Origin of the sequence: Duganella sp. CF458, from assembly GCF_900113115.1 — a bacterium.
Taxonomy (GTDB): domain Bacteria; phylum Pseudomonadota; class Gammaproteobacteria; order Burkholderiales; family Burkholderiaceae_D; genus Rugamonas.
Window position 1 is genome coordinate 160,421 of record NZ_FOOF01000009.1, and the last position, 19,541, is coordinate 179,961.

At 65.5% G+C, this 19,541-nt stretch carries 16 protein-coding genes; 9 read left to right on the forward strand and 7 right to left on the reverse strand.

The window, feature by feature from the left end; genetic code table 11:
* Positions 1-62 precede the first annotated feature (62 nt).
* On the reverse strand, positions 63-755 hold the full coding sequence (locus tag BM269_RS15515; RefSeq protein ID WP_373994397.1) for a dienelactone hydrolase family protein: 693 nt from the start codon (positions 753-755) through the stop codon (positions 63-65).
* 28 nt (positions 756-783) lie between these two features.
* Positions 784-1,236 (reverse strand): host attachment protein, encoded by a 453-nt coding sequence (locus BM269_RS15520; protein WP_170860391.1) that lies wholly within the window; start codon positions 1,234-1,236, stop codon positions 784-786.
* A gap of 143 nt (positions 1,237-1,379) precedes the next feature.
* Between BM269_RS15520 and BM269_RS15525 the strand changes: the two genes are divergently transcribed.
* Positions 1,380-4,166, forward strand: a complete 2,787-nt coding sequence (locus tag BM269_RS15525) for a bifunctional diguanylate cyclase/phosphodiesterase (protein ID WP_090438382.1) — start codon at positions 1,380-1,382, stop codon at positions 4,164-4,166.
* Here BM269_RS15525 and BM269_RS15530 read toward each other — a convergent pair.
* Positions 4,147-5,766, reverse strand: a complete 1,620-nt coding sequence (locus BM269_RS15530) for a M28 family peptidase (protein WP_090438386.1) — start codon at positions 5,764-5,766, stop codon at positions 4,147-4,149. The two genes, BM269_RS15525 and BM269_RS15530, sit on opposite strands and share 20 nt — an antisense overlap.
* Before the next feature lie 68 nt (positions 5,767-5,834).
* On the opposite strand from BM269_RS15530, the gene BM269_RS15535 reads away from it, so the two are divergent.
* The 5 genes from BM269_RS15535 to BM269_RS15555 all read left to right on the forward strand — a co-directional run bounded on the left by BM269_RS15535 (position 5,835) and on the right by BM269_RS15555 (position 11,374).
* Entirely contained in the window at positions 5,835-6,644 is an 810-nt protein-coding gene (locus BM269_RS15535; RefSeq protein ID WP_090438389.1) for an SDR family oxidoreductase, read from the forward strand.
* 118 nt (positions 6,645-6,762) lie between these two features.
* Entirely contained in the window at positions 6,763-8,952 is a 2,190-nt protein-coding gene (locus BM269_RS15540; protein ID WP_090438392.1) for a DEAD/DEAH box helicase, read from the forward strand.
* A gap of 307 nt (positions 8,953-9,259) precedes the next feature.
* A complete protein-coding gene (locus tag BM269_RS15545; protein WP_090438748.1) occupies positions 9,260-10,177 on the forward strand; it encodes an alpha/beta hydrolase family protein in 918 nt (305 codons plus the stop codon).
* Complete coding sequence (locus BM269_RS15550) at positions 10,177-10,623, forward strand: ATP-binding protein (protein WP_090438396.1); 447 nt, start codon at positions 10,177-10,179, stop codon at positions 10,621-10,623. Before BM269_RS15545 ends, BM269_RS15550 begins: the two co-directional genes overlap by 1 nt.
* On the forward strand, positions 10,613-11,374 hold the full coding sequence (locus BM269_RS15555) for a tRNA(His) guanylyltransferase Thg1 family protein (protein ID WP_090438399.1): 762 nt from the start codon (positions 10,613-10,615) through the stop codon (positions 11,372-11,374). Before BM269_RS15550 ends, BM269_RS15555 begins: the two co-directional genes overlap by 11 nt.
* A gap of 8 nt (positions 11,375-11,382) precedes the next feature.
* Here the strand turns inward: BM269_RS15555 and BM269_RS15560 are convergent.
* Positions 11,383-12,185 (reverse strand): IS5 family transposase gene (locus tag BM269_RS15560; RefSeq protein ID WP_373994395.1). Its coding sequence is split into 2 segments (ribosomal slippage): positions 11,383-11,846 and positions 11,846-12,185, totalling 804 coding nucleotides; the frame shifts between segments, so codons are not numbered across the junction.
* Positions 12,186-12,692: 507 nt separating this feature from the next.
* Between BM269_RS15560 and BM269_RS15565 the strand changes: the two genes are divergently transcribed.
* On the forward strand, positions 12,693-13,103 hold the full coding sequence (locus BM269_RS15565) for a hypothetical protein (protein WP_090438402.1): 411 nt from the start codon (positions 12,693-12,695) through the stop codon (positions 13,101-13,103).
* 13 nt (positions 13,104-13,116) lie between these two features.
* Here the strand turns inward: BM269_RS15565 and BM269_RS15570 are convergent, their stop codons facing one another.
* Together BM269_RS15570 and BM269_RS15575 are read right to left on the reverse strand one after the other, a co-directional pair.
* A complete protein-coding gene (locus BM269_RS15570) occupies positions 13,117-13,446 on the reverse strand; it encodes a nucleotide pyrophosphohydrolase (RefSeq protein ID WP_090438406.1) in 330 nt (109 codons plus the stop codon).
* A complete protein-coding gene (locus tag BM269_RS15575) occupies positions 13,443-13,892 on the reverse strand; it encodes a GNAT family N-acetyltransferase (RefSeq protein WP_090438409.1) in 450 nt (149 codons plus the stop codon). The genes BM269_RS15570 and BM269_RS15575 overlap by 4 nt, the downstream gene beginning before the upstream one ends.
* Positions 13,893-13,962: 70 nt before the next feature.
* On the opposite strand from BM269_RS15575, the gene pepN reads away from it, so the two are divergent.
* Entirely contained in the window at positions 13,963-16,617 is a 2,655-nt protein-coding gene (pepN, locus tag BM269_RS15580; RefSeq protein WP_090438411.1) for an aminopeptidase N, read from the forward strand.
* Here pepN and BM269_RS15585 read toward each other — a convergent pair.
* Positions 16,614-18,482, reverse strand: a complete 1,869-nt coding sequence (locus BM269_RS15585) for a putative bifunctional diguanylate cyclase/phosphodiesterase (RefSeq protein ID WP_090438413.1) — start codon at positions 18,480-18,482, stop codon at positions 16,614-16,616. The two genes, pepN and BM269_RS15585, sit on opposite strands and share 4 nt — an antisense overlap.
* Positions 18,483-18,639: 157 nt before the next feature.
* On the opposite strand from BM269_RS15585, the gene BM269_RS15590 reads away from it, so the two are divergent.
* Positions 18,640-19,518, forward strand: a complete 879-nt coding sequence (locus tag BM269_RS15590; RefSeq protein ID WP_090438416.1) for a CsgG/HfaB family protein — start codon at positions 18,640-18,642, stop codon at positions 19,516-19,518.
* The last annotated feature ends 23 nt before the right edge of the window (positions 19,519-19,541 follow it).

Sequence of the window (19,541 nt, forward strand, 5' to 3'; positions counted from 1 at the left end):
TCCGGTTGGGTTAGCAGCCAACTGTAGGTCTGCCCTACGGCGCCATCTGTGCGGGAACGCACTTACTGGTTTTCACTCAGGAACAGCAGGGTGTGGCCGTGCGCTTCGGCTGCGCTGCGCTGGTGGTAGCTGCTGCGGTGGTTGCAGTTGAAGCCGTGTTCGGCCTCCGGGTAGACGTGGAGGGAGACCGCCGCGCGCGCCTCGAAGCGCTCGGCAATCCGGTGCACCGCCGCGCGCGGGATGTGGGCATCGCGCGCGCCGAAATGCAGCAGCAGCGGGGCGCGGATGTCGTCGGCGCGCTCCAGGCAATCCTGGATGCCGCCGCCGTAATAGGCCACCGCGTGGTCGGCGTGGCCGTTGGCCAGCGCCAGGTAGGCCATCCGTCCGCCCCAGCAAAAGCCCAGCGCCCCCAGCCGGCCTTCGGCGCCGGGCGTGGCGCGCAGGGCGGCGGCGGCGGCGCCGATGTCGGCCTGGGCCTGCGCCACGTCGGCGCGCTGCATGCACTGGGCGGCGCGGCCCCAGTCCGCCTGGTCATAGCCGAATGCCAGGCGCCGGCCCTGGCGCCAGAACAGGTCGGGCGCCAGCACCACGTAGCCGTCGGCGGCATATTGCTCGGCCACGGAGCGGATGTGGGCGTTGACGCCGAAGATTTCCTGCAGCAAGAGCAGGGCGGGGCCGTGGCCGCCACGCGGCAGGGCCAGGAAGGCGTCGAAGGCGCCATCCGGGCCGGCCACCGTGGTCCACTGGGTGCTCAGGTCCATGCTTGCGCCGGGGCACACGGGGTCAGCCGGCTTGCCGCGGCCGCGCCAGCGCCTGCAGGCACTCGTCCAGGTCCTGGCGCGCCAAGGCCGAGACGTTCTTGGCCACTTCGGCCGTGACCAGCTTGCGGGTCTGCTTGTCCAGGCTGTCGCGCAGCAAGCCCAGGAAGCGCGGCGCCGCCACCAGGGCCAGGTGCTGGTAGCGGTGTTGCGCGGCGGCGGTGTCGAGCCGGTGGCCGAGTTCGCGCGCGAACTGGCGCACCTCGTGCTGCACCGGTTCCTCCACCCGCGGCGCGGTGTGGCCGCGGCCTTCCGGACCGAAGTACTGGCCGTGGCCGTCGGACGCCAGTTGGCGGTTGTCGGCGCGTCCCAGCGGGTTGGCCAGGTCGGCGATTTCCTCGGCCGGCAGCTGGCCGTCGCGCAGTTGGAAGATGCGGGCGTGGCTGCTGTCAGCCACGACGATCCAGGTGTGTTCCATGCTCGCCTCCTCGTGTTGTGGGCAGTCCAGTATAGGCCGCTGCCCTGGGCGCCGGCGCGCGTGAGCCCAGGGGAAAATGTTGCCATGTGGCATTAAATGGCCGGCCGTGCGAAAATGGTAAGCTCGCAGCGGCAGGGGGCCAGATGGACGATCCGATCAACGCAGCACCACAGCAAGCGTTCCGAACCCGCACGGCGGCGCTGGCGCTGCTGTGCGGGTTCGGCTTGACCGGCGCCCTGTTCGCAGGCGTCAGCCGGCTCGAAGCGCAGCGCGCCCAGCTCGCGTTCGAGCAGCGCGTGCAGGCGCGCGCTTTCGTGCTGCGCGAAGGCATCGGCGGCGCCCTGGCCGGCCTGCATGCGGTCAACCAGCTGTTGGTGGCGCGCCCCGCCGCCAGCCGCGCGGAATTCCACCGCTTCGTCACGCCGCTCCTGGCGCGCCACCCGTATGTGCTGGGCACCAGCTACCTGCGCTTCATCGAGCACGCCGAGCGGCCCGCCTTCGAGGCGGCGCTGCAGGCGGTGCAGCCGGGCGCCACAGTGCGCGAACTGCGGCAGGGCGTGGCGCTGCCGGCGCCGGCGCGGCCGCGCTACCGGGTCATCGATTACATCGAACCGCTGGCCGGCAACGAGGCCGCAATGGGCTTGAATACCCTGTTTGCCGAGCGCGATGATCCGGCCCGCCAGCGCGCCTATGCCAGCGGCGAGCCGGCGGCCGGGCCGCTGGTGCGCCTGGTGCAGCGCGACGGTGCGCGTGCGCGCCTGGGCGTGGTGGTGGTCAAGCCGCTGTACGACGGCGGGCGCGTGGTCGGCGAAACCGCGCTGACCCTGCAGCCGGGGGAGATGATCGAGAAGATCTTCGCCAGCGCCGGGCCGGACACCGGCGCGCTCGACCTGCAGGTGTATGCCAGTGCCAGCGCCGATCCGGCGGCCCTGGTGTACCAGGCGCCGCCGGCGCCGCGCCATGCTGGCCTGGCCTTGCCGGCCTGGCTGTACCCGGCGCGCACGGCGCCGCTGGCGCAGGCGCTGGACGTGGCGGGCTCGCGCTGGCTGCTGGTGGCCACGCCGAGTGCGCGCGTGCTGGCCGGCGAGCACCTGGCATCGCTGTTTACGCTGGTGCTGGGCGTGCTGACCACCCTGATCGGCTCGGCCTTCATCGATTCGCTCAAGCGCCGCAAGCTCTTGATCCAGCAGCGCGTGGCCACGCGCACGGCCGAACTGAAGGCGGCCAACCAGGCCTTGCTGCTGCGCCAGCGCGCCATCGAATCGAGCACCAATGCGGTGATGATCACCGCGGCCGAGCCGCACAACCCGATCGTCTACGTCAACCCGGCCTACGAGCGCATTACCGGCTACCGGGCGGCCGAGGCGCTGGGCCACAGTCCCAGCGTGCTGTTTGGCGACGACCTGGACCAGCCGGGCATCGACGAGCTGCGCGCCGCGATCCGCGAGCAGCGCGACGGCCACGCGGTGCTGCGCTGCTACCGCAAGGACGGCACCCTGTTCTGGAACGACGTGGTGATGTCGCCGGTGCGCGACGAGCATGGCGCGGTGGTCAACTTCATCTCGATCCAGCACGACATCAGCGCCATCAAGGCCTATGAATCGGAGCTCGAGCACCGCTCGACCCACGACGCGCTGACCGGCCTGCCCAACCGCGTGCTGCTGCAGGACCGGCTGGCGCAGACCATCCAGCACTCGGGGCGCAAGGGGCACGAATTGTGGCTGGTGTCGATCGACCTGGACCGCTTCAAGTTCACCAACAGCCGCCTGGGCCACAAGGGCGGCGACCGCCTGCTGCAGATCGTGGCGGCGCGGCTGCAGGCGGCGGTGCGGCCGGTGGACACGGTGGCGCGCCTGGGCGGCGACGAATTCGCCCTGCTGCTGCTGCCCGAACGGGGCGGCGCGGCGCCGCGCGCCGAACAGCTGCAGCGCGTGCTGGACAGCCTGGCGGCGCCGCTGGTGCTCGACGGCACGGAGCTGTTCCTGAGCGCCAGCGCCGGCATTGCCGCCTTCCCGAGCGACAGCAAGGAGCCGGGCGTGCTGGCCGAGCGGGCCGACATGGCCATGTTCCGCGCCAAGGAAATGGGCGGCAACCAGTACCAGTTCTACACCGCGGCCATGAACGAGCGCCTGGGCGAACGGCTGCGCATCGAAAGCGCGCTGCGCACGGCGCTGGAACGGCGCGAGTTCGAGCTGCACTACCAGCCGCAGGTCGACAGCAGCACCGGCCGCATCATGGGCATGGAGGCCTTGATCCGCTGGCGCCATCCGGAGATGGGCATGGTGGCGCCCAACCGCTTCATTCCGCTGGCCGAGGAAACCGGCCAGATCCTGGCTGTCGGCCACTGGGTGCTGCGCACCGCCTGCCGCCAGTTGCGCGACTGGCAGAAGGACGGGCGGCGCGAGCTGCGCATCGCCGTCAACGTCTCGGCGCGCCAGCTGGCCGAGCCCGACTTCGTGCAGGGCGTGGCCGACGTGCTGGCCGATACCGGCCTGGCGCCGCGCTGCCTGGAGCTGGAATTGACCGAAAGCGCGGTGATGGACGACGTGGCGCATGCCACGGCCGTCATGCACGCATTGAAGAAGCTGGGGGTGCAGCTGGCGATCGACGATTTCGGCACCGGCTATTCTTCGCTGGCGCACCTGAAGCGCTTCGAGATCGACGTGCTGAAGATCGACCAGACCTTCGTGCGCGACCTGACGGTCGATCCGGACGATGCGGCCATTGTCACCACCATCATCGCGCTGGCCCGCAACCTGGGGCTGGAAGTGATTTCGGAAGGGGTGGAGACGCAGGAGCAGCTGGACTTCCTGCGCCGCCACGGCTGCCGCCACATGCAGGGCTACTTCTTCGGCCGCCCATTGCCGGCCGACGCTTTCCTGGCCCTGCTGCTACAGGACGAAGCGGCCGCTAGCGCTTCACAAAGCTGAACGGATCGCCTTTCTTCCAGACCGGCATGGCCTTGCCGTTGGCCACCTCGTAGCCCAGGTTCAGCGTGAACTGGGCTTGCTGCACCATGCCCGACAAGTCCCAGTTGGCATGGTACTCGTCCTTGACGCTGTGGTAGTCGCCTTTGAAGGCGACGATGCTGGCGGCCGCGGCGTCATGCGCATGCTCGAACTCGAAGTGGCCGTCGCCGGAGAACACGGCGGAACCGACGTTGAACGCCGGCACGCCGGCCTTGGCAAACTGGAAGTGGTCGGCGCGGAAGTAGGCGCCCGACAGGTCGGGGATCGGCGGCGCCAGTTTCAAGCCCATTTGCCGGGCCACCTTGGCGGCGCTGTCGACCAGCGAGCTGCGCTCGGCGCCCGCCACGCCGATGTCGCGCGTGCGGCCGGCAAAATTCATCGAATCGAGGTTCAGGTCGGCCAGCGTGCGCTTGAGCGGGAAGGCCGGCGCGGCGACGTAGGCCTGGGCCCCGTGCATGCCGACTTCCTCGGCGGCCGGCCACAGGAACACCTGCGAGCGCTTGGCCGGCTGCTGCACGGCGGCGCCCGCCATCGCCAGCAGGGCGGCGGCGCCGGAACCGTTGTCGATGGCGCCGTTGTAGATGCGGTCGCTGCCGTCGGCCGGGCCGTCGGCCTTGCCCAGGTGGTCCCAGTGCGCCGAGTAGACCACCGCCTCGTCCTTCAGTTTCGCATCGCTGCCCGGCACGATGCCGACCACGTTAAACTGCTCGACCTGGCGCACGCTGGAGCGGATCTCGCTGTGGGCGCTGATGTTCAGGGCGACCGGACGGAAGTCCTGGCGCTCGGCGGCGGCGCGCAGGGTGTCCAGATCGAAGCCGGCGGCCTTGAACAGGGTGCGCGTGTAGTCTTCCGACAGCCAGCCTTCGAGCAGGTTGCCGCCGCCGGGCGCGTGGAAGCGTTCCAGCGAGAAGCTGGTGGCGGGCACGTTCCAGCCGTAGGCGGCCGAGGGCGTGGTGTGGATCAGCAGGGCGCCGGCGGCGCCGCGGCGCACCGCTTCCTCGTATTTGTACATCCAGCGGCCGTAATAGGTGTACCCTTTGCCGGCAAAGCGGTTCGGCTCCGCGGCGGTCGGCTGCGGGTCGTTGACCATCATGACCAGGATCTTGCCCTTGACGTCGGCGTCCTTGTAGTCGTTCCAGTTTTCCTCCGGCGCGACGGCGCCGTAGCCGACGAAGACCAGCGGCGCATCGAACACCACGTCGGCGCGGCCGCTGCCGGTGCCGATCAGCACATCTTCGCCCACGCGCGGGGTCAGGGTGAGGGCGCCGGCGGCAAACTGGATCGAGCTGCCGGGCTGCAGGCGGGTGCCCTGGAATTTCACCGGCTGGCGGTAGGAGCCGTTCGCCAGCGGCTGCAGGCCGATGGCGGCGGCCTGGGTTTCCAGGTAGCGCACGGCAAGGTCGCCGCCGCGCTGGCCGGTGCCGCGGCCTTCGAGCAGGTCGTCGGCGAGGAAGGACAGGTGGGCGCGCAGCGGCGCTTCCTTGACGGCAGGCGCTTGCTGCGCCGCGGCGCAAGCGGCGGCCAGCAGCAGGGCGGTAGGGATCAGGTACTTGGTATTCATGGCGGCGATCTTACCCCATAATGGAACGCATTCCCTGCGGCGAAACAAAGGCGAAACAAAGGAGAAACATGGAAGTCATCGTCATCACCGGCGCATCCGACGGCATCGGAGCAGAAATGGCCCGGCAACTGGCCAGGGCACGCGGCCAGGACGTGGCGCTGGTACTGGCCGCGCGCAATGAGGCGGCGTTGCAGGCGGTGGCGGCGGACTGCGGCGCTGCCGGCGCGAGCACGCTGGTGGTGGCCACCGACGTGGCCCGGCAGGAGCAATGCCGGCACCTGGTGGGCGCGGCGATCGAGCGCTTCGGCCGCATCGATGCCCTGGTCAACAACGCCGGCCGCTCGGCCCATGCGCTGTTCGAGGAGGTCACAGACCTGGGCTGGTATGAAGACCTGATGAAGGTGAACCTGTGGGGCGCGATCTGGTGTACCCATGCGGCGCTGCCTTACCTGAAGGCGGCGCAGGGGCGGATCGTGGCCGTGTCGTCGCTGGCCGGCCTGGTGGGCGTGCCGGGGCGCACCGCGTACGGCGCCACCAAGTTCGCCATGGCGGGCTTCTTCGAAGCGCTGCGGGCGGAAATGAAGCCGCATGGCGTCAGCGTGACCACCGCCTATCCGGGCGTGGTGGACACCCGGATCCGTTATCGGGGCTATAACGCCGCCGGCGGGGAGCTGGGCAAGAGCAGCCTGCGCGAGGAGGCCGCGATGCCGGTGGCCGAATGCGCGCAGCTGATCATTGACGGCATGGCGGGCCGCAAGCGCGAGGTGGTGATGACCGCCAAGGGCAAGCTGGGGCGCTGGCTCAAGCTGCTGGCGCCGGGGCTGATCGAGAAAATGGCGCTCAATGCGCTGAAGGATGATGTCAAGCCGCATACCTGAAAACCGGTAAAGCGGTGTCTGACCCGCAGGGGCAGACACCTGGCCCGCCGGTTGAAGAGGGTAAAATAGCGCTTTCCGTCGCATCAGGCGATACAACAATAACCTTACGAGTGCCGCCATGTCAGACACCCTGTTTTCCGATTTGAACCTCAGTGCCCCCATTTTGAAGGCGCTGAAAGAAGTAGGCTACGAGACCCCGTCTCCGATCCAGGCCTCCACCATCCCGCACCTGCTGGAAAACCGCGACGTGCTGGGCACCGCGCAAACCGGCACCGGCAAGACCGCCGCCTTTGCGCTGCCGATCCTGTCGCGCATCGACATCAAGCAGGCAGCGCCCCAGGCGCTGGTGCTGGCGCCGACGCGCGAACTGGCGATCCAGGTGGCGGAAGCGTTCCAGCGCTACGCCACCCACATCCCGAAATTCCACGTGCTGCCGATCTACGGCGGCCAATCCTACGGCCCGCAACTGCAGGCGCTGCGCCGCGGCGTGCACGTGGTAGTCGGCACCCCGGGCCGCGTCATCGACCACCTGGAAAAAGGCTCGCTCGACCTGTCGCAGCTGAAGACCCTGGTGCTGGACGAAGCGGACGAAATGCTGCGCATGGGTTTCATCGAAGACGTCGAGCGCATCCTGCAGGAAACCCCGGCGTCGCGCCAGACCGCGCTGTTCTCGGCCACCATGCCGGCCCAGGTCAAACGCATCGCCACCACCTACCTGAACGACCCGGCCGAAGTGATGGTGGCGGCCAAGACCACCACCAACACCAATATCCGCCAGCGCTACTGGCTGGTGTCCGGCATGCACAAGCTGGACGCGCTGACCCGCATCCTGGAAGCGGAGCCGTTCGACGGCATGATCATCTTCTCGCGCACCAAGATCGGCACCGAGGAACTGGCAGAGCGCTTGCAGGCGCGTGGCTTCTCGGCCGGCGCCATCAACGGCGACATGCAGCAGGCGGCGCGCGAACGCATCATCGGCCAGCTCAAGGACGGCAAGATCGACATCCTGGTCGCCACCGACGTGGCGGCGCGCGGGCTGGACGTGGAGCGCATCTCGCACGTGGTCAACTACGACGTGCCGTACGACCCGGAAAGCTACACCCACCGCATCGGCCGTACCGGCCGCGCCGGCCGCAGCGGCGATGCGATCCTGTTCATCACCCCGCGCGAACGCAACCTGCTGAAATTGATCGAGCGCACCACGCGCCAGCCGGTCACGCCCATGACCCTGCCGACCCTGCAGGCGGTCAACGACGTGCGCGTGCAGCGCTTCAAGGACCAGATCACCGATGCCCTGGCGCAGGAAGGCGTGTCGTTCTTCGAGAACCTGGTGCGCGAGTACGAGTCCGAGCACAATATCCCTGCCGTCGAAGTGGCCGCTGCGCTGGCGATGATGGCTTGCGGCGGCAAGCCGCTGCTGCTCGACAAATCGCGCGAAAAAGGCTGGCACGAAGACGGTGCGCCGCGCCAGGAAGGCCAGGGCCATGGGCGCGAAGGCCGCGAGTTGCGCGAACCGCGTGAGCCACGTGAGCCGCGCCCGAAGAAGGAACGCATCGAGCGCGAACCGGAGCAGGGCATGGCCACCTACCGCGTGGAAGTGGGCTACCAGCACGGCGTCAAGCCGGGCAACATCGTGGGCGCCATTGCCAATGAGGGCGGCATCGATTCCAAGTTCATCGGCCGTATCGAGATTTACGACGATTACTCGCTGCTGGACATGCCGGCCGACCTGCAGCCAGGCGACATCGACGCAATTGCCGCGCTGCGCGTCGCCGGCCAGCCGCTGCGCCTGCATCGCGACGGCGAAACAGCGCCGCCGGCGCCAGCCGCCAAGGCACCGCGCGCCGCCAAGCCTGAACGCACCGAGCGCCCGGAGCGTGCCGAGCGTCCTGAACGCGCTGCCCCGCCACTGTCCTCGCGCGCCGATGACGACGAGCCAATGTTCGAGGAAGCGCCGAAACGCAAGAAAAAAGACAAGGCCGAAGCAGGCGAGGGCGGTGCAACCCCGATGCCGATGCGTGCCTATCGCGTTGAAGTCGGTTCGGGCGACGGCGTCAATGCCGGCAACCTGGTTGGCGCCATCGCCAACGAGAGCGGCCTCGAATCGCGCTTCATCGGCCGCATCGAGATCCTCGAAGACCACGCCTTCGTCGAGATGCCGGACGGTATGCCGGACGATATCTTCAAGCATCTGCGCAAAGTCTGGGTCGGCGGCAAGCAACTGAAAATGTCGCTGGCCGACGCCATGCCGCCGATGTCGGGCAAGCATACCCCGCCGAAGAAGCCGGTGGCCAAGCCGAAACGCTGATCCAAGCCGTAACGAGAGGGGCAGGCGTCGCCGGCCCCTTTTTCCACTATCACTCTCATTCCCGCCCCCTCGGCACCTACTACTGAAAGCTACTGAAATTTACCGGCTCATAGCGCTACCAGCGCTGAAATCCGCAGTTTTCAGTAGTTTTCAGTGGTCCTTTCAGTAGCTTTCAGTAGTAGCCTGCGACAGTCCTGCGAAGGGACCCCTAAGCCGTGCCACGGACAACGCCGTCCACAAGGCTTGTTGCCGAATTAGCCATCCCCAAGCTATGCTGCTGGCTGTTCCGGACTTCACCGAGAAAGCCATGCACAAACTGATCCGCCATTCCCTGTGCGCCGCCGCCGGCGCTGCTGCCGTTGGCGCCTCCGCCGCGCCGGCGGACGCCGTCGTGACCAAGCCACTAACCCTGGACGAATACCTTGCATTGAAGGGCCCCGCGCCCGACAAGCGCATCGTCTACGGTCCTGCGCCAAGCCAGTTCGTCGAATTGTTCAAGCCCGCCGGCCCGGGCCCGCACCCGGTAGTGCTGCTGCTCCATGGCGGCTGCTGGACGCGGCACTATGACGGCATCGCGCAAATGCGCAATATGGCTGGCGCGATGGCCAAGGATGGCATCGCGGTGTGGAGCGTGGAATATCGCCGCTACGACGAAGAAGGCGGCGGTTATCCCGGCATGTACCAGGACGTCGCCACTGCTGTCGACCTGTTGAAGCACGAAGCGCACGCCAGCGCGCTCGACTTGAACCGCATCGTCGCCGTCGGCCATTCCGCAGGCGGCCACCTTGCGCAGTGGGCCGTGTCGCGCCACAAGCTGCCGGAATGGAGTCCCGCCTGGGCGCCGCAGCCTTTGCCGATCAAGACCGTGATCAGCCTGGGTGGCCTGGCCGACCTGCGCAACGAGGCGGCCCTGATCCGTACCAGCTGCGACTGCGAATCCGCCTTCATCGCAGGCAAGCCTAGCGAGCGGCGTCCCGACATCTTTGCCGACACCTCGCCGGCTGAAATGCTGCCAGCCGGCGTGCACACCATCCTGATCCATGGTGAGCTCGACACCATCTCGCCAACTGTCACGGGCGAAAACTACGCCCGTCGCGCCAAGGCGGCCGGCGACACTGCCGAAGTCCTGGTGCTGCCAGGCGGCAGCCATTTCGACGAGGTGTCAGCCGACTCGAAATCCTGGGTGATCATCAGGGCCCAGATCCGCAAGGCCCTGGGGCTCTGATGGAAGCGGTGCTGTTCGTCGGTATCCAGGCATCCGGCAAATCGACGTTTTACAAAGAGCACTTCTTCAATTCCCACGTCCGTATCAGTAACGATCTGCTGAAAACGAAGAACCGGGAAAAGCTGATGTTAGCGCTGTGTTTTGACACTGGAATGCCGCTGGTGATCGACAACACCAATGTCAGTAGAGAGGTGAGGGCGCGCTATATCGCGCTGCTGAAGGAGCGCGGCTACCGCATCAAGTGCTATTACTTCAAGAGTGACCTGGACCGGTCGCTTGACTGGAATAGCCAGCGCCAGGGCGCCGAGTGCATCCCCCAGGTCGGCATCTTCAGCACCCACAAGCGGCTCGAAATCCCGAGCCCCGAAGAAGGCTTTGATGAGTTGTTCTACGTTGACTGGATCGCCGGCCAACGCGTCGTAAAGGAATGGAATAGTGAAGTTTGATGAACTCGACGAATCCATGCGGGTGTATGAAACCGCGCATGACCAATGCGTCCTGCCAGGCATTTACATGGTCGCGCGGATCGACGGCCGCCGCTTCACGCGGCTGACCAAGGAGCTTGCGGGTTTTGAAGCGCCGTTCGACATCCGCTTCCGCGACTTGATGATCGAAACCACCAAGCACCTGATGCACTGCGGCTTCAAGGTCATCTACGGCTACACTGAGAGCGACGAAATTTCCCTGCTGTTCGACCCGGACATCAATGTCTTTGGCCGCAAGACCAGGAAATACAACTCCATCCTCGCTGGCGAAGCATCGGCCAAATTCAGCCTGATGCTGGGACAGTTGGGTGCCTTCGATTGCAGGATTTCCGAACTGCCCACCAAGCGCCTGGTGGTCGACTACTTCCGCTGGCGTAACGAAGACGCGCACCGCAATGCGCTGAACGCGCACTGCTACTGGATGCTGCGCAAGGAAGGCGTGGACCCGAACAGCGCAGCCGCAACGATTGCCGGCAAATCGCTGGCTGACAAGAACGAACTGCTTTTCAGCCGCGGTATCAACTTCAACGAACTGCCGAACTGGCAGAAACGCGGCGTGGGCCTGTATTGGGGCGTTGAGGAGAAAGTGGGCTTCAACCCCAAGGATGATGTGCCTGTCGTGTCGCACCGCCGTGCAATCGTAACGGACCTGGAGCTGCCGATGCGCGACGAATACAGTGCCTTCGTCGCAAACTTGTTGGAACGCGCTTAGAAGACGTTTCAAAATGACTCCGCTGGCCGCTGAAGAGTGCGCCAGCAAATGAGCGCGCAGGCAAGCCGAAGAAAAGCCTCGTGAATGTCGGCGCGCCGTTCGAAGCGCACACGCAATCGTCGAAAGCCGTGCATCCAAGCGTGGGTGCGTTCTACGACCCAGCGGATCTTGCCAAGTCCGGAACCATGTGGCTTACCGCGTCGTGCAATGGAAGTCGGGATGGCTGCGGCATGCAGTAGTTTGCGGTACTTGTCGTGGTCGTAGCCACGGTCGGCGTAGACGCGTTTGGGCTTGCTTAACGGCCGGCCACGCAGGCCCGAGATGCGAGGAATTGCATCAATGAGCGGGAGCAGTTGCGTAACGTCGTTGCGATTGGCGCCGGCCAGGATGATGGCGATCGGCGTACCGTTGGCATCGGTCGCGAGATGGTGCTTGGAGCCTGGGCGCGCACGGTCTGTGGGGTTTGGTCCTGTTTTTGACCAGCCCCCACCGAATCGACAATGACGCGCGAAAAATCCAAGCGCTCGGTCATACGCAGCTTGGTAAGCAGCAGTAGATGGAGTTGCTCCCAGACGCCGGCCTCTTGCCAGTCGCGCAGGCGCCGCCAACAACTGATGCCAGAACCGCAGCCCATCTCCTGCGGCAACTGGTTCCAACGAATGCCGCTTTGCAGGACGAAAAGAATGCCGGTCAATGCGGCCCGATCCGAGATGGATTTTCTACCCGGATAGCGAAAACGACGCGGTTTCGGTGGCGGCAGTAATGGTTCAATTAATGACCACAGTTCATCGTCAAGAATCTGTTTTCCCATCCCATTGCTCCTGGTTGCCATGATGAGAAAAGTTAACAGAAGTCTTGAAGAGTTAACAGCCCCCCGTGGTCATTTTGAAACGTCTTCTTAGGCCGCCAGATAGATTTTTCGCGTTCCGGCGGAACTCCCGCCGACTTCACCCTCTCTAATCCATTGCGAACAATCGGAGGACTCTGGGGGAGCCCTCCCAATTCCTAGTTCGGCCGGATCTGTTCACAAAGGTGCTCGTTTCTGCTTATCCCTGCTCATTGCGCGCTTATTGTTGCTCTTTCAGTGCACTTTTATGCTCGTTTGCTGCTCATTTGTGCTCGTTTGTGCTCGTTTGCTGCTCGTTTTTGCTCCCGACATCATCCTGAGCAAAAACGAGCAGCAAACGAGCAAAATAATGCAATAAACGAGCACAAATGAGCAGCAAACGAGCAATAAGGAGCAGTGAATGAGCAGGAAAAAGCCGCTTTGAGCACGATTAAGGCGCATTTTTCGAGTCTGCGAGGAAGGAGAGAAGAAATGGAACCCACCATCGGAATTCCGATCACCTTCACTGTATTCCAGGAACTCTGCAAATTTCTGGATGGTTCAACCGTGAGCGAGGAAGTCGCGACAGTCGCAAGCAAGGCAATCTCTGCCTGGATCGAGCAGCAAAGCGCTCCACCGAAGGAAGACTCGCCTGCTCTTCTGGGCGGGTATCAGTGGAAGCATGTGTTTCTGCCAGAGGGAACCAAACTGAGGGTAGTCGTCAAACGCAAAACGTTCCATGCTGCAGTTGTCGGAGACCAAATCATGTTCGACGGCCAGGCGACATCGCCAGCATGCATGGTGAATCAGCTTGCGTCGACCACGCGCAACGCTTGGAAACACATATGGATCCTACTTCCGGGGCAAAGTATATGGCAGCTGGCCCAGTCAATGCGTGAGTAGCCGCCGTCGCCAGTCAAGCCTTTGGTGCCGGGTATTTGACGGCATTGAGCTGAATCTTATCCAGCGCCGCAGCGTGCAGGTCGACATCGAGCTTGTCGGCGATCTGCACCAGGTAAAGCAGTACGTCGGCCAGCTCCTGGCGGATGGCTTCTTGCTGGCCCTGTGCCAGTTCGCCCACACGCCCGGTCGGCAGCCACTGGAAATGCTCGGCCAGTTCGGCCACCTCCACCGACAGCGCCATCGCCAGGTTTTTCGGCGTGTGGTACTGCTCCCAGTCACGCGCGGCGGCAAAGGCGCGCGTGCGCTCACGCAGATCGACCAGATCGTGTAGCGCGTCCGTCATGCCGCCTTCTCCATGAACACGCTCAAAGGATCGTCGCGGTAATCGCCGTACGGCCCGCGCACGCTGTAACCCAGGCGCTGGTATAAACCGATCGCTTCCGGCTGCGACGGGCCGGTCTCCAGCATGAACTGGCGGCAGCCGCGCGCCAGCGCTTCCGTTTCCAGCATGCCGAGCAGGCGCTGCGCCACGCCCTGGCCGCGTGCAGACGGATGCACGAACATGCGTTTCACCTCACCATATTCCGGCGTCACCACGATGGCGCCGCAGCCCACCGCCGCGCCGTCAAGGTTGCGCGCCACGGCAAACAGCACGTTCGGCTGCAGCAGCGAATTCATGTCGAGCGCATACACGCTCTCCGGAGGATACAGCGATAGCTGGTAGGCATCCAGCAGGTCGATCAAGGCGACGACTTCGGGCTGGTTGGGGGTCTCGAGTTTGATGTCCATCGCCCAATGGTATCATCCCTGCGCCACCAGACCGGGGTCGGTCCGGGGCGAGACATGTCTAAGGATAACCATGAAATCGCTAGTTCCTCATGCCATTACACTGGCAGTCAGTGCACTCGTCGCCACCAGCGCCATTGCCGCCGACAACAGCGTCGCCACCCCGCGCGCCGAAAACCCTTACCTGAGCCAGGTCGATGCCGCCGCCCGCTCGGCGCGCGTGTCGAATGTCGCCTATGTCCTCGACTTCACGCTGACCGGCCAGGAAAGCTTCAGCAACACCACCACCGTGAGCTTCGACCTGAAGGACAACGCGCAGCCGCTGACGCTGGACCTGGACAAGGCCACCGTCAAGCGCCTGGTGGTGAATGGCAAGCAGGTCGCCGCCCCGCAGTACAACAACTGGTTCATCACGCTGGCCGCCGCCGATCTGAAGGCCGGCCGCAACAGCGTGACCGTGGACTTCGAGCGTAAGCACAGCACCAACGGCGAAGGCCTGCACCGCATGGTCGACCCGGTCGACGGCCGCGTCTACACCTACTCGCACTTCGAGCCGGCCGCCGCGCACCAGATGTTCGCGTTGTTCGACCAGCCGGACCTGAAGGCCACCTACCAGGTCAACGTCACCGCGCCTGCCGACTGGACCGTGGTGTCCACCGCGCGCGAATCGAAGGTGGAAGACGCCGCCAACGGCAAGCGCTGGACCTTCCCGGTCTCCAAGATCCTCAGCCCGTACAACTTCTCGCTGCACGCCGGCCCGTACAAAGTATGGGAAGACGCCACCAGCGCAAAGTACCCGATGCGCCTGTTCGCGCGCCAGTCGGTGGCCGACCAGGTCGATCCGGCACCATGGTTCGAGTACACCAGGCAAGGCCTGGCCTGGTTTGACGATTACTTCGGCATCCCTTACCAGTACGGCAAATACGACCAGCTGCTGGTGCCGGACTTCCTGTACGGCGCGATGGAAAACGCCGGCGCCGTCACCTTCGCCGAACACTCCTTCCTGCACAAGGACAAGATGTCCAGCGCCGAGAAGCACGACCTGGCCAGCGTGATCATGCACGAAATGGCGCACCAGTGGTTTGGCGACCTGGTCACCATGCAGTGGTGGAACGGCCTGTGGCTGAACGAGAGCTTCGCGTCCTTCATGGGCACCCTGGCCACCGCCGAAGCCACCGAATTCAAGGACTCCGCCTGGCAGTATTTCTACGCCCAGGGCAAGTCGGCTGCGTATGTGATGGACCAGCGCGTCACCACCCACCCGATCGAAACCCCGGTGCCGTCGACCGCCAATGCCTTCGACAATATCGACGCCATCACCTATTCGAAAGGCGCCTCGACCCTGAAGCAGCTGCGCCACCTGCTGGGCGAAGAAACCTTCCGTAAGGGCGTGCACAACTACCTGGTCAAGTACCAGTGGAAGAACGCCAAGCTGGATGACTTCATCGGCAGCCTGGCCGAAGCGGCCGGCCGCGACCTGGGCCAGTGGACCCAGGACTGGCTGTACCAGCCGGGCGTGAACACCATCACCGCCAACTACAGCTGCAAGGCCGGCAAGATCGACGCCTTCAGCCTGCAGCAAAGCGCCGTGGCGCAGTTCCCGACCCTGCGCGAGCAGCGCGTGCAACTGGCCCTGATGCAGAAGAAGGGCAAGCAGCTGGCCATCGCCAAGGTGCTGCCGGTCACCTACAAGGGTGCCAACACCGAAGTGGCGGAGCTGAAAGGCGCCGCCTGCCCGGACTTGGTATATCCGAACTACCAGGATTGGGGCTTCGTGAAAGCCAAGCTCGATACGCGCTCCTTCGCCACCGCGCGCCAGGACGTCAGCAAGGTGGAAGACAAGCTGCTGCGCACCATGCTGTGGCATAGCATGTGGGACAACGTGCGCGACGGCGCGCTGCCGCTCAACGAATTCCTCGACACGGTGCTGGTCAACGCGCCGCAGGAAAAAGACTATGTGCTGCTGGGCGACGTGCTGGGCAAGATGGGCCAGTCGATCCGCTACCTGCGCACCATGTCCAGCGACGGCGCCTACACCCGCACCGTGGTGGGCCGCCTGGAAAAAATGGCCTGGAGCCAGGCCAAGGCCAGCAAGGGCGACTTCCAGCGCCGCTGGTTTACTGCCTACCTGGGCACGGCCGGCAGCAAGGAATCGCTGGAGCGCATCGCCGCCCTGCTGGACGGGCGCGAGAAGCTGGCCGGCCTGACCCTGAGCCAGGACGTGCGCTGGGACATGATCGCTGTGCTGAACCGCAAGGATTATCCGGGTGCCGAGGCGCGCATTGCGGCCGAGCAGGCCAAGGACAAGTCCGACAGCGGCGAACTGGCCGCGGTGGCGGCGCAAGCGGCGCGGCCGGATGCGAAGGTGAAGCAGGAATGGCTGGCCAGGATCGGCGATACCCAGACCAAGCTGCCGTTCTCGCGCATCCGCACCGCGATGCACGCGCTGTATCCGTCCTCGCAGGTGGCGCTCAATGAACAAAGCGCGGCGGCCCGCCTGGCGCAGCTGCCGCAGCTGGACAAGGCGGCCGGTCCGGTCTTCATGCGCGACTATGCCGGCGCCATGATCCCGGCCACCTGCACCGCCGCCAGCGTGCAGCGCCTGGCCGATACGGCCGACGCCAATCCTGGCTTGAGCGCCGGCACCCGCCGTTCGCTGCTGGTGGCACACCAGGAAGACCAGCGCTGCGTGGCGATCCGCAAGGCGCTGACGGTGAAGCTGAACTAAACGTTGGCCTTGGGGGAGAGCGCGGCCTGCGCCGTCAGCAGGTCGAGCAGCGCCGGCAGCGGCGCCGGGCGGCCCAGCAGGTAGCCTTGCAGTGCATGGCAACCGTGGGCCGCCAGGAAGTCGGCCTGGGCCTGCGTCTCCACCCCTTCCGCCACCACCCGCAAGCCCATCTGGCCGGCCATGGCCAGGATGGTCTGCACGATCACCACGTCGCTGGCATCGTCCGGCATGTCCATGATGAAGCTGCGGTCGATCTTCAGCTCGTACAGCGGCATGCGCTTCAGGTACGCCAGGCTGGAATAGCCGGTGCCGAAATCGTCGATGGAAAAGCGCACGCCGAGCACCGCCAGCTCGTTCATGCGCGCCACGATTTCGTCGAGCCGCTCCACCAGCAACCCTTCCGTCACCTCCAGGATCAGCAGCGCCGGCGCCACGCCATGCTCCTGCAAGATGCGGCGCACCTGCTGCACGAAATCGGCCTGGCGGAACTGCTGCGGGCTGACATTGACCGACAGCGGCAAGGACAGGCCCAGCTCCGACATGCGCTGCTGCGCCAGGCAGGCCTGCTGCAGCGCCCATAAGCCGAGCGGCACGATCAACCCCGCGTCTTCGGCCAGCGCGATGAAGATGGCCGGCGCCACCATGGCGCCGTCGTCGCGCTCCCAGCGCATCAGCAATTCCGCGCCGTGCAGCCGGCCCTGGCAATCGAACTGCGGCTGGTAGGCCATGTGCAGCCGCTCCTGCTCGATCGCTTGCGCCAGCTCGCGTTCCAGCGTCAGGCGCCGTTCGACATCGGCCTGCATGGCCGACTCGAAGAAGGCAATGCCGTTGCGGCCGGCGCCCTTGGCGCGGTACATCGCCGTATCGGCTTCGCGCAGCAGGTCGTCGGCTTGCCGGCCGTACCTGGGCAGCAGCGTGACGCCGATGCTGGCCGAGCAGCCGTAGCCCTGGCCGGCGATCTCGAATTCCTGCGCCAGCGCTGCGCGGATCTTTTCCGCCACCGCTTGCGCGGCGTTACCGGCCGCCGCCAGGTCCGGCGCCAGGTGCGCCAGCAGCACCACGAATTCGTCGCCGCCGATGCGCGCCACGGTGTCGCTCTTGCGCACCAGCTCTTCCAGGCGCTGGGCGGCCAGGCGCAGCAGGTGGTCGCCGGTGGCATGGCCGCGCGCATCGTTGATGGTCTTGAAGCGGTCGAGGTCGACGAACATCACGGCGCTGAACAGGTGCTGGCGCTCGGAACTGGCCAGCAGGCCGGCCAGGCGGTCCAGCAGCAGGCGCCGGTTCGGCAGCCCGGTCAGCGGGTCGTAGAAGGCCAGTTGCTCGCCCTCGGCCAGCGAACGCGCCAGGTGGCGCAGCAGCACGCCGCAGCTCATGGTCAGCACGCCGGCGATAAACAGGTAATTCAGCGCCACGATGGCGGCGCGCGTGATGGCGTCGTCGGCCATGCCCATCGCAGCCGGATCGGGCGCCGGCGCCAAGCCGGTCAAGACGATGGCCAGCGCGCCGGCCAGCAGCAGCCACATGGCCGGCTTCAGCCCCACCAGCAGCGCGGCCAGGCAGGGTACCGCCAACAGGTAGGTGTGCGCCACCGGTCCGACCTGCAGCATCAGCGCCACGCCCACCACGAAGGTAATCAGCAGGAACTGCATGGCGCGCAAGGGGTAGGACACCACTTCCTGCAGCCGCCACAGGGCCGTCAGCCAGGACAGCGCGATCAGGTCGACCACCACCACGCCCCACAGGCCCTCGCGCAGCGATTGCGCGATGCTGGGAATGGCCGTGGCCAAGCCCAGTACCAGCACGATCTGGACCAGGCGGGCAAAGATTTTTTCGCGCCAGTGGGTGATCTGGTCGGGGGCAGCCATGCGCTTGCTTCCTTGCTCTTAGGAACCTTGATGGTACGCCCAATGGCGCGCCGTGTCACCGCTGTAGCCGTGGCGCAAGAGTGACTATTTGATAGTTTTTATGACATGCCTTTCTTATAAAATCGTCGGTTTCATCCAATAATCAGGGGACCTTCATATGAAAACCAAACTGTTCGCGGCCGTAGCGGCCCTGGCGCTGGCGGGTTGTGCCGGCACCCAACCAACCCTGGGCGGCGGCAGTACGGTGGCCACCGGCAGCGCCGGCGGCGCCACCGCTGCCAATGCCAGCACCCAACTGGAAAAATGCGAGCGGCCGCTGGGCACCCTGTCGGTGGTTGAAGACCGCAGCATGCCGTGGTTCCAGCAACTGAGCCAGTACAAGCTGGGCTCCACCACCCCGGTGCTGCGCATGATGATCCAGCAGTCGAACTGCTTCGTGGTGGTGGAACGCGGCGCGGCCATGGACCATATGATGGGTGAGCGCGCGCTGGAAAAATCCGGCGAAATGCGCGCCAACAGCAACTACGGCAAAGGCCAGATCGCCGCTGCCGACTACACCATGAGCCCGACCATCACCTTCAGCCAGAAGGGCACGTCGGGCGTCGGCGGCGCGCTGGGCGGCTTTGGCCTGATCGGCAGCGTGGCCGGCGTGGTGGCCGGCAATATGAAGACCAATGAAGCGTCGACCATGTTGCTGATGATCGACAACCGTTCCGGCGTGCAGCTGGCGGCTGCCGAGGGCAGCGCCAAGAACACCGATTTCGGCATGTTCGGCGCCATGTTCGGCGGCGGCGCGGCCGGCGGCGCCGGCGGCTACACCAATACCCCGGAAGGCAAGATCCTGGTGGCGGCCTTCATGGATTCGTACAACAACGTGGTGCGCGCAGTGCGCAACTACAAGCAGCAGGAAGTCGCGGGCGGCCTGGGCACCGGCGGCGCGCTGGGCGTGCAGGGCGGCACCACCGCCGCTTCGCAGCAGCCCGTCGCCGCGCAGTCGCAGGTGCCGGCGCCGAAAGCCAAGGCCAAGAAGAAGTAATACCGCGCCCGGGCCGCAGCGCC

What these genes read in the sequence shown, in the direction of transcription:
- BM269_RS15520 (WP_170860391.1), bottom strand. Translation starts at nt 1,236, where the DNA reads ATGGAACACACCTGGATCGTCGTGGCTGACAGCAGCCACGCCCGCATC.
- BM269_RS15525 (WP_090438382.1), top strand. Translation starts at nt 1,380, where the DNA reads ATGGACGATCCGATCAACGCAGCACCACAGCAAGCGTTCCGAACCCGC.
- BM269_RS15530 (WP_090438386.1), bottom strand. Translation starts at nt 5,766, where the DNA reads ATGAATACCAAGTACCTGATCCCTACCGCCCTGCTGCTGGCCGCCGCT.
- BM269_RS15535 (WP_090438389.1), top strand. Translation starts at nt 5,835, where the DNA reads ATGGAAGTCATCGTCATCACCGGCGCATCCGACGGCATCGGAGCAGAA.
- BM269_RS15540 (WP_090438392.1), top strand. Translation starts at nt 6,763, where the DNA reads ATGTCAGACACCCTGTTTTCCGATTTGAACCTCAGTGCCCCCATTTTG.
- BM269_RS15545 (WP_090438748.1), top strand. Translation starts at nt 9,260, where the DNA reads ATGCACAAACTGATCCGCCATTCCCTGTGCGCCGCCGCCGGCGCTGCT.
- BM269_RS15550 (WP_090438396.1), top strand. Translation starts at nt 10,177, where the DNA reads ATGGAAGCGGTGCTGTTCGTCGGTATCCAGGCATCCGGCAAATCGACG.
- BM269_RS15565 (WP_090438402.1), top strand. Translation starts at nt 12,693, where the DNA reads ATGGAACCCACCATCGGAATTCCGATCACCTTCACTGTATTCCAGGAA.
- BM269_RS15570 (WP_090438406.1), bottom strand. Translation starts at nt 13,446, where the DNA reads ATGACGGACGCGCTACACGATCTGGTCGATCTGCGTGAGCGCACGCGC.
- BM269_RS15575 (WP_090438409.1), bottom strand. Translation starts at nt 13,892, where the DNA reads ATGGACATCAAACTCGAGACCCCCAACCAGCCCGAAGTCGTCGCCTTG.
- pepN (WP_090438411.1), top strand. Translation starts at nt 13,963, where the DNA reads ATGAAATCGCTAGTTCCTCATGCCATTACACTGGCAGTCAGTGCACTC.
- BM269_RS15585 (WP_090438413.1), bottom strand. Translation starts at nt 18,482, where the DNA reads ATGGCTGCCCCCGACCAGATCACCCACTGGCGCGAAAAAATCTTTGCC.
- BM269_RS15590 (WP_090438416.1), top strand. Translation starts at nt 18,640, where the DNA reads ATGAAAACCAAACTGTTCGCGGCCGTAGCGGCCCTGGCGCTGGCGGGT.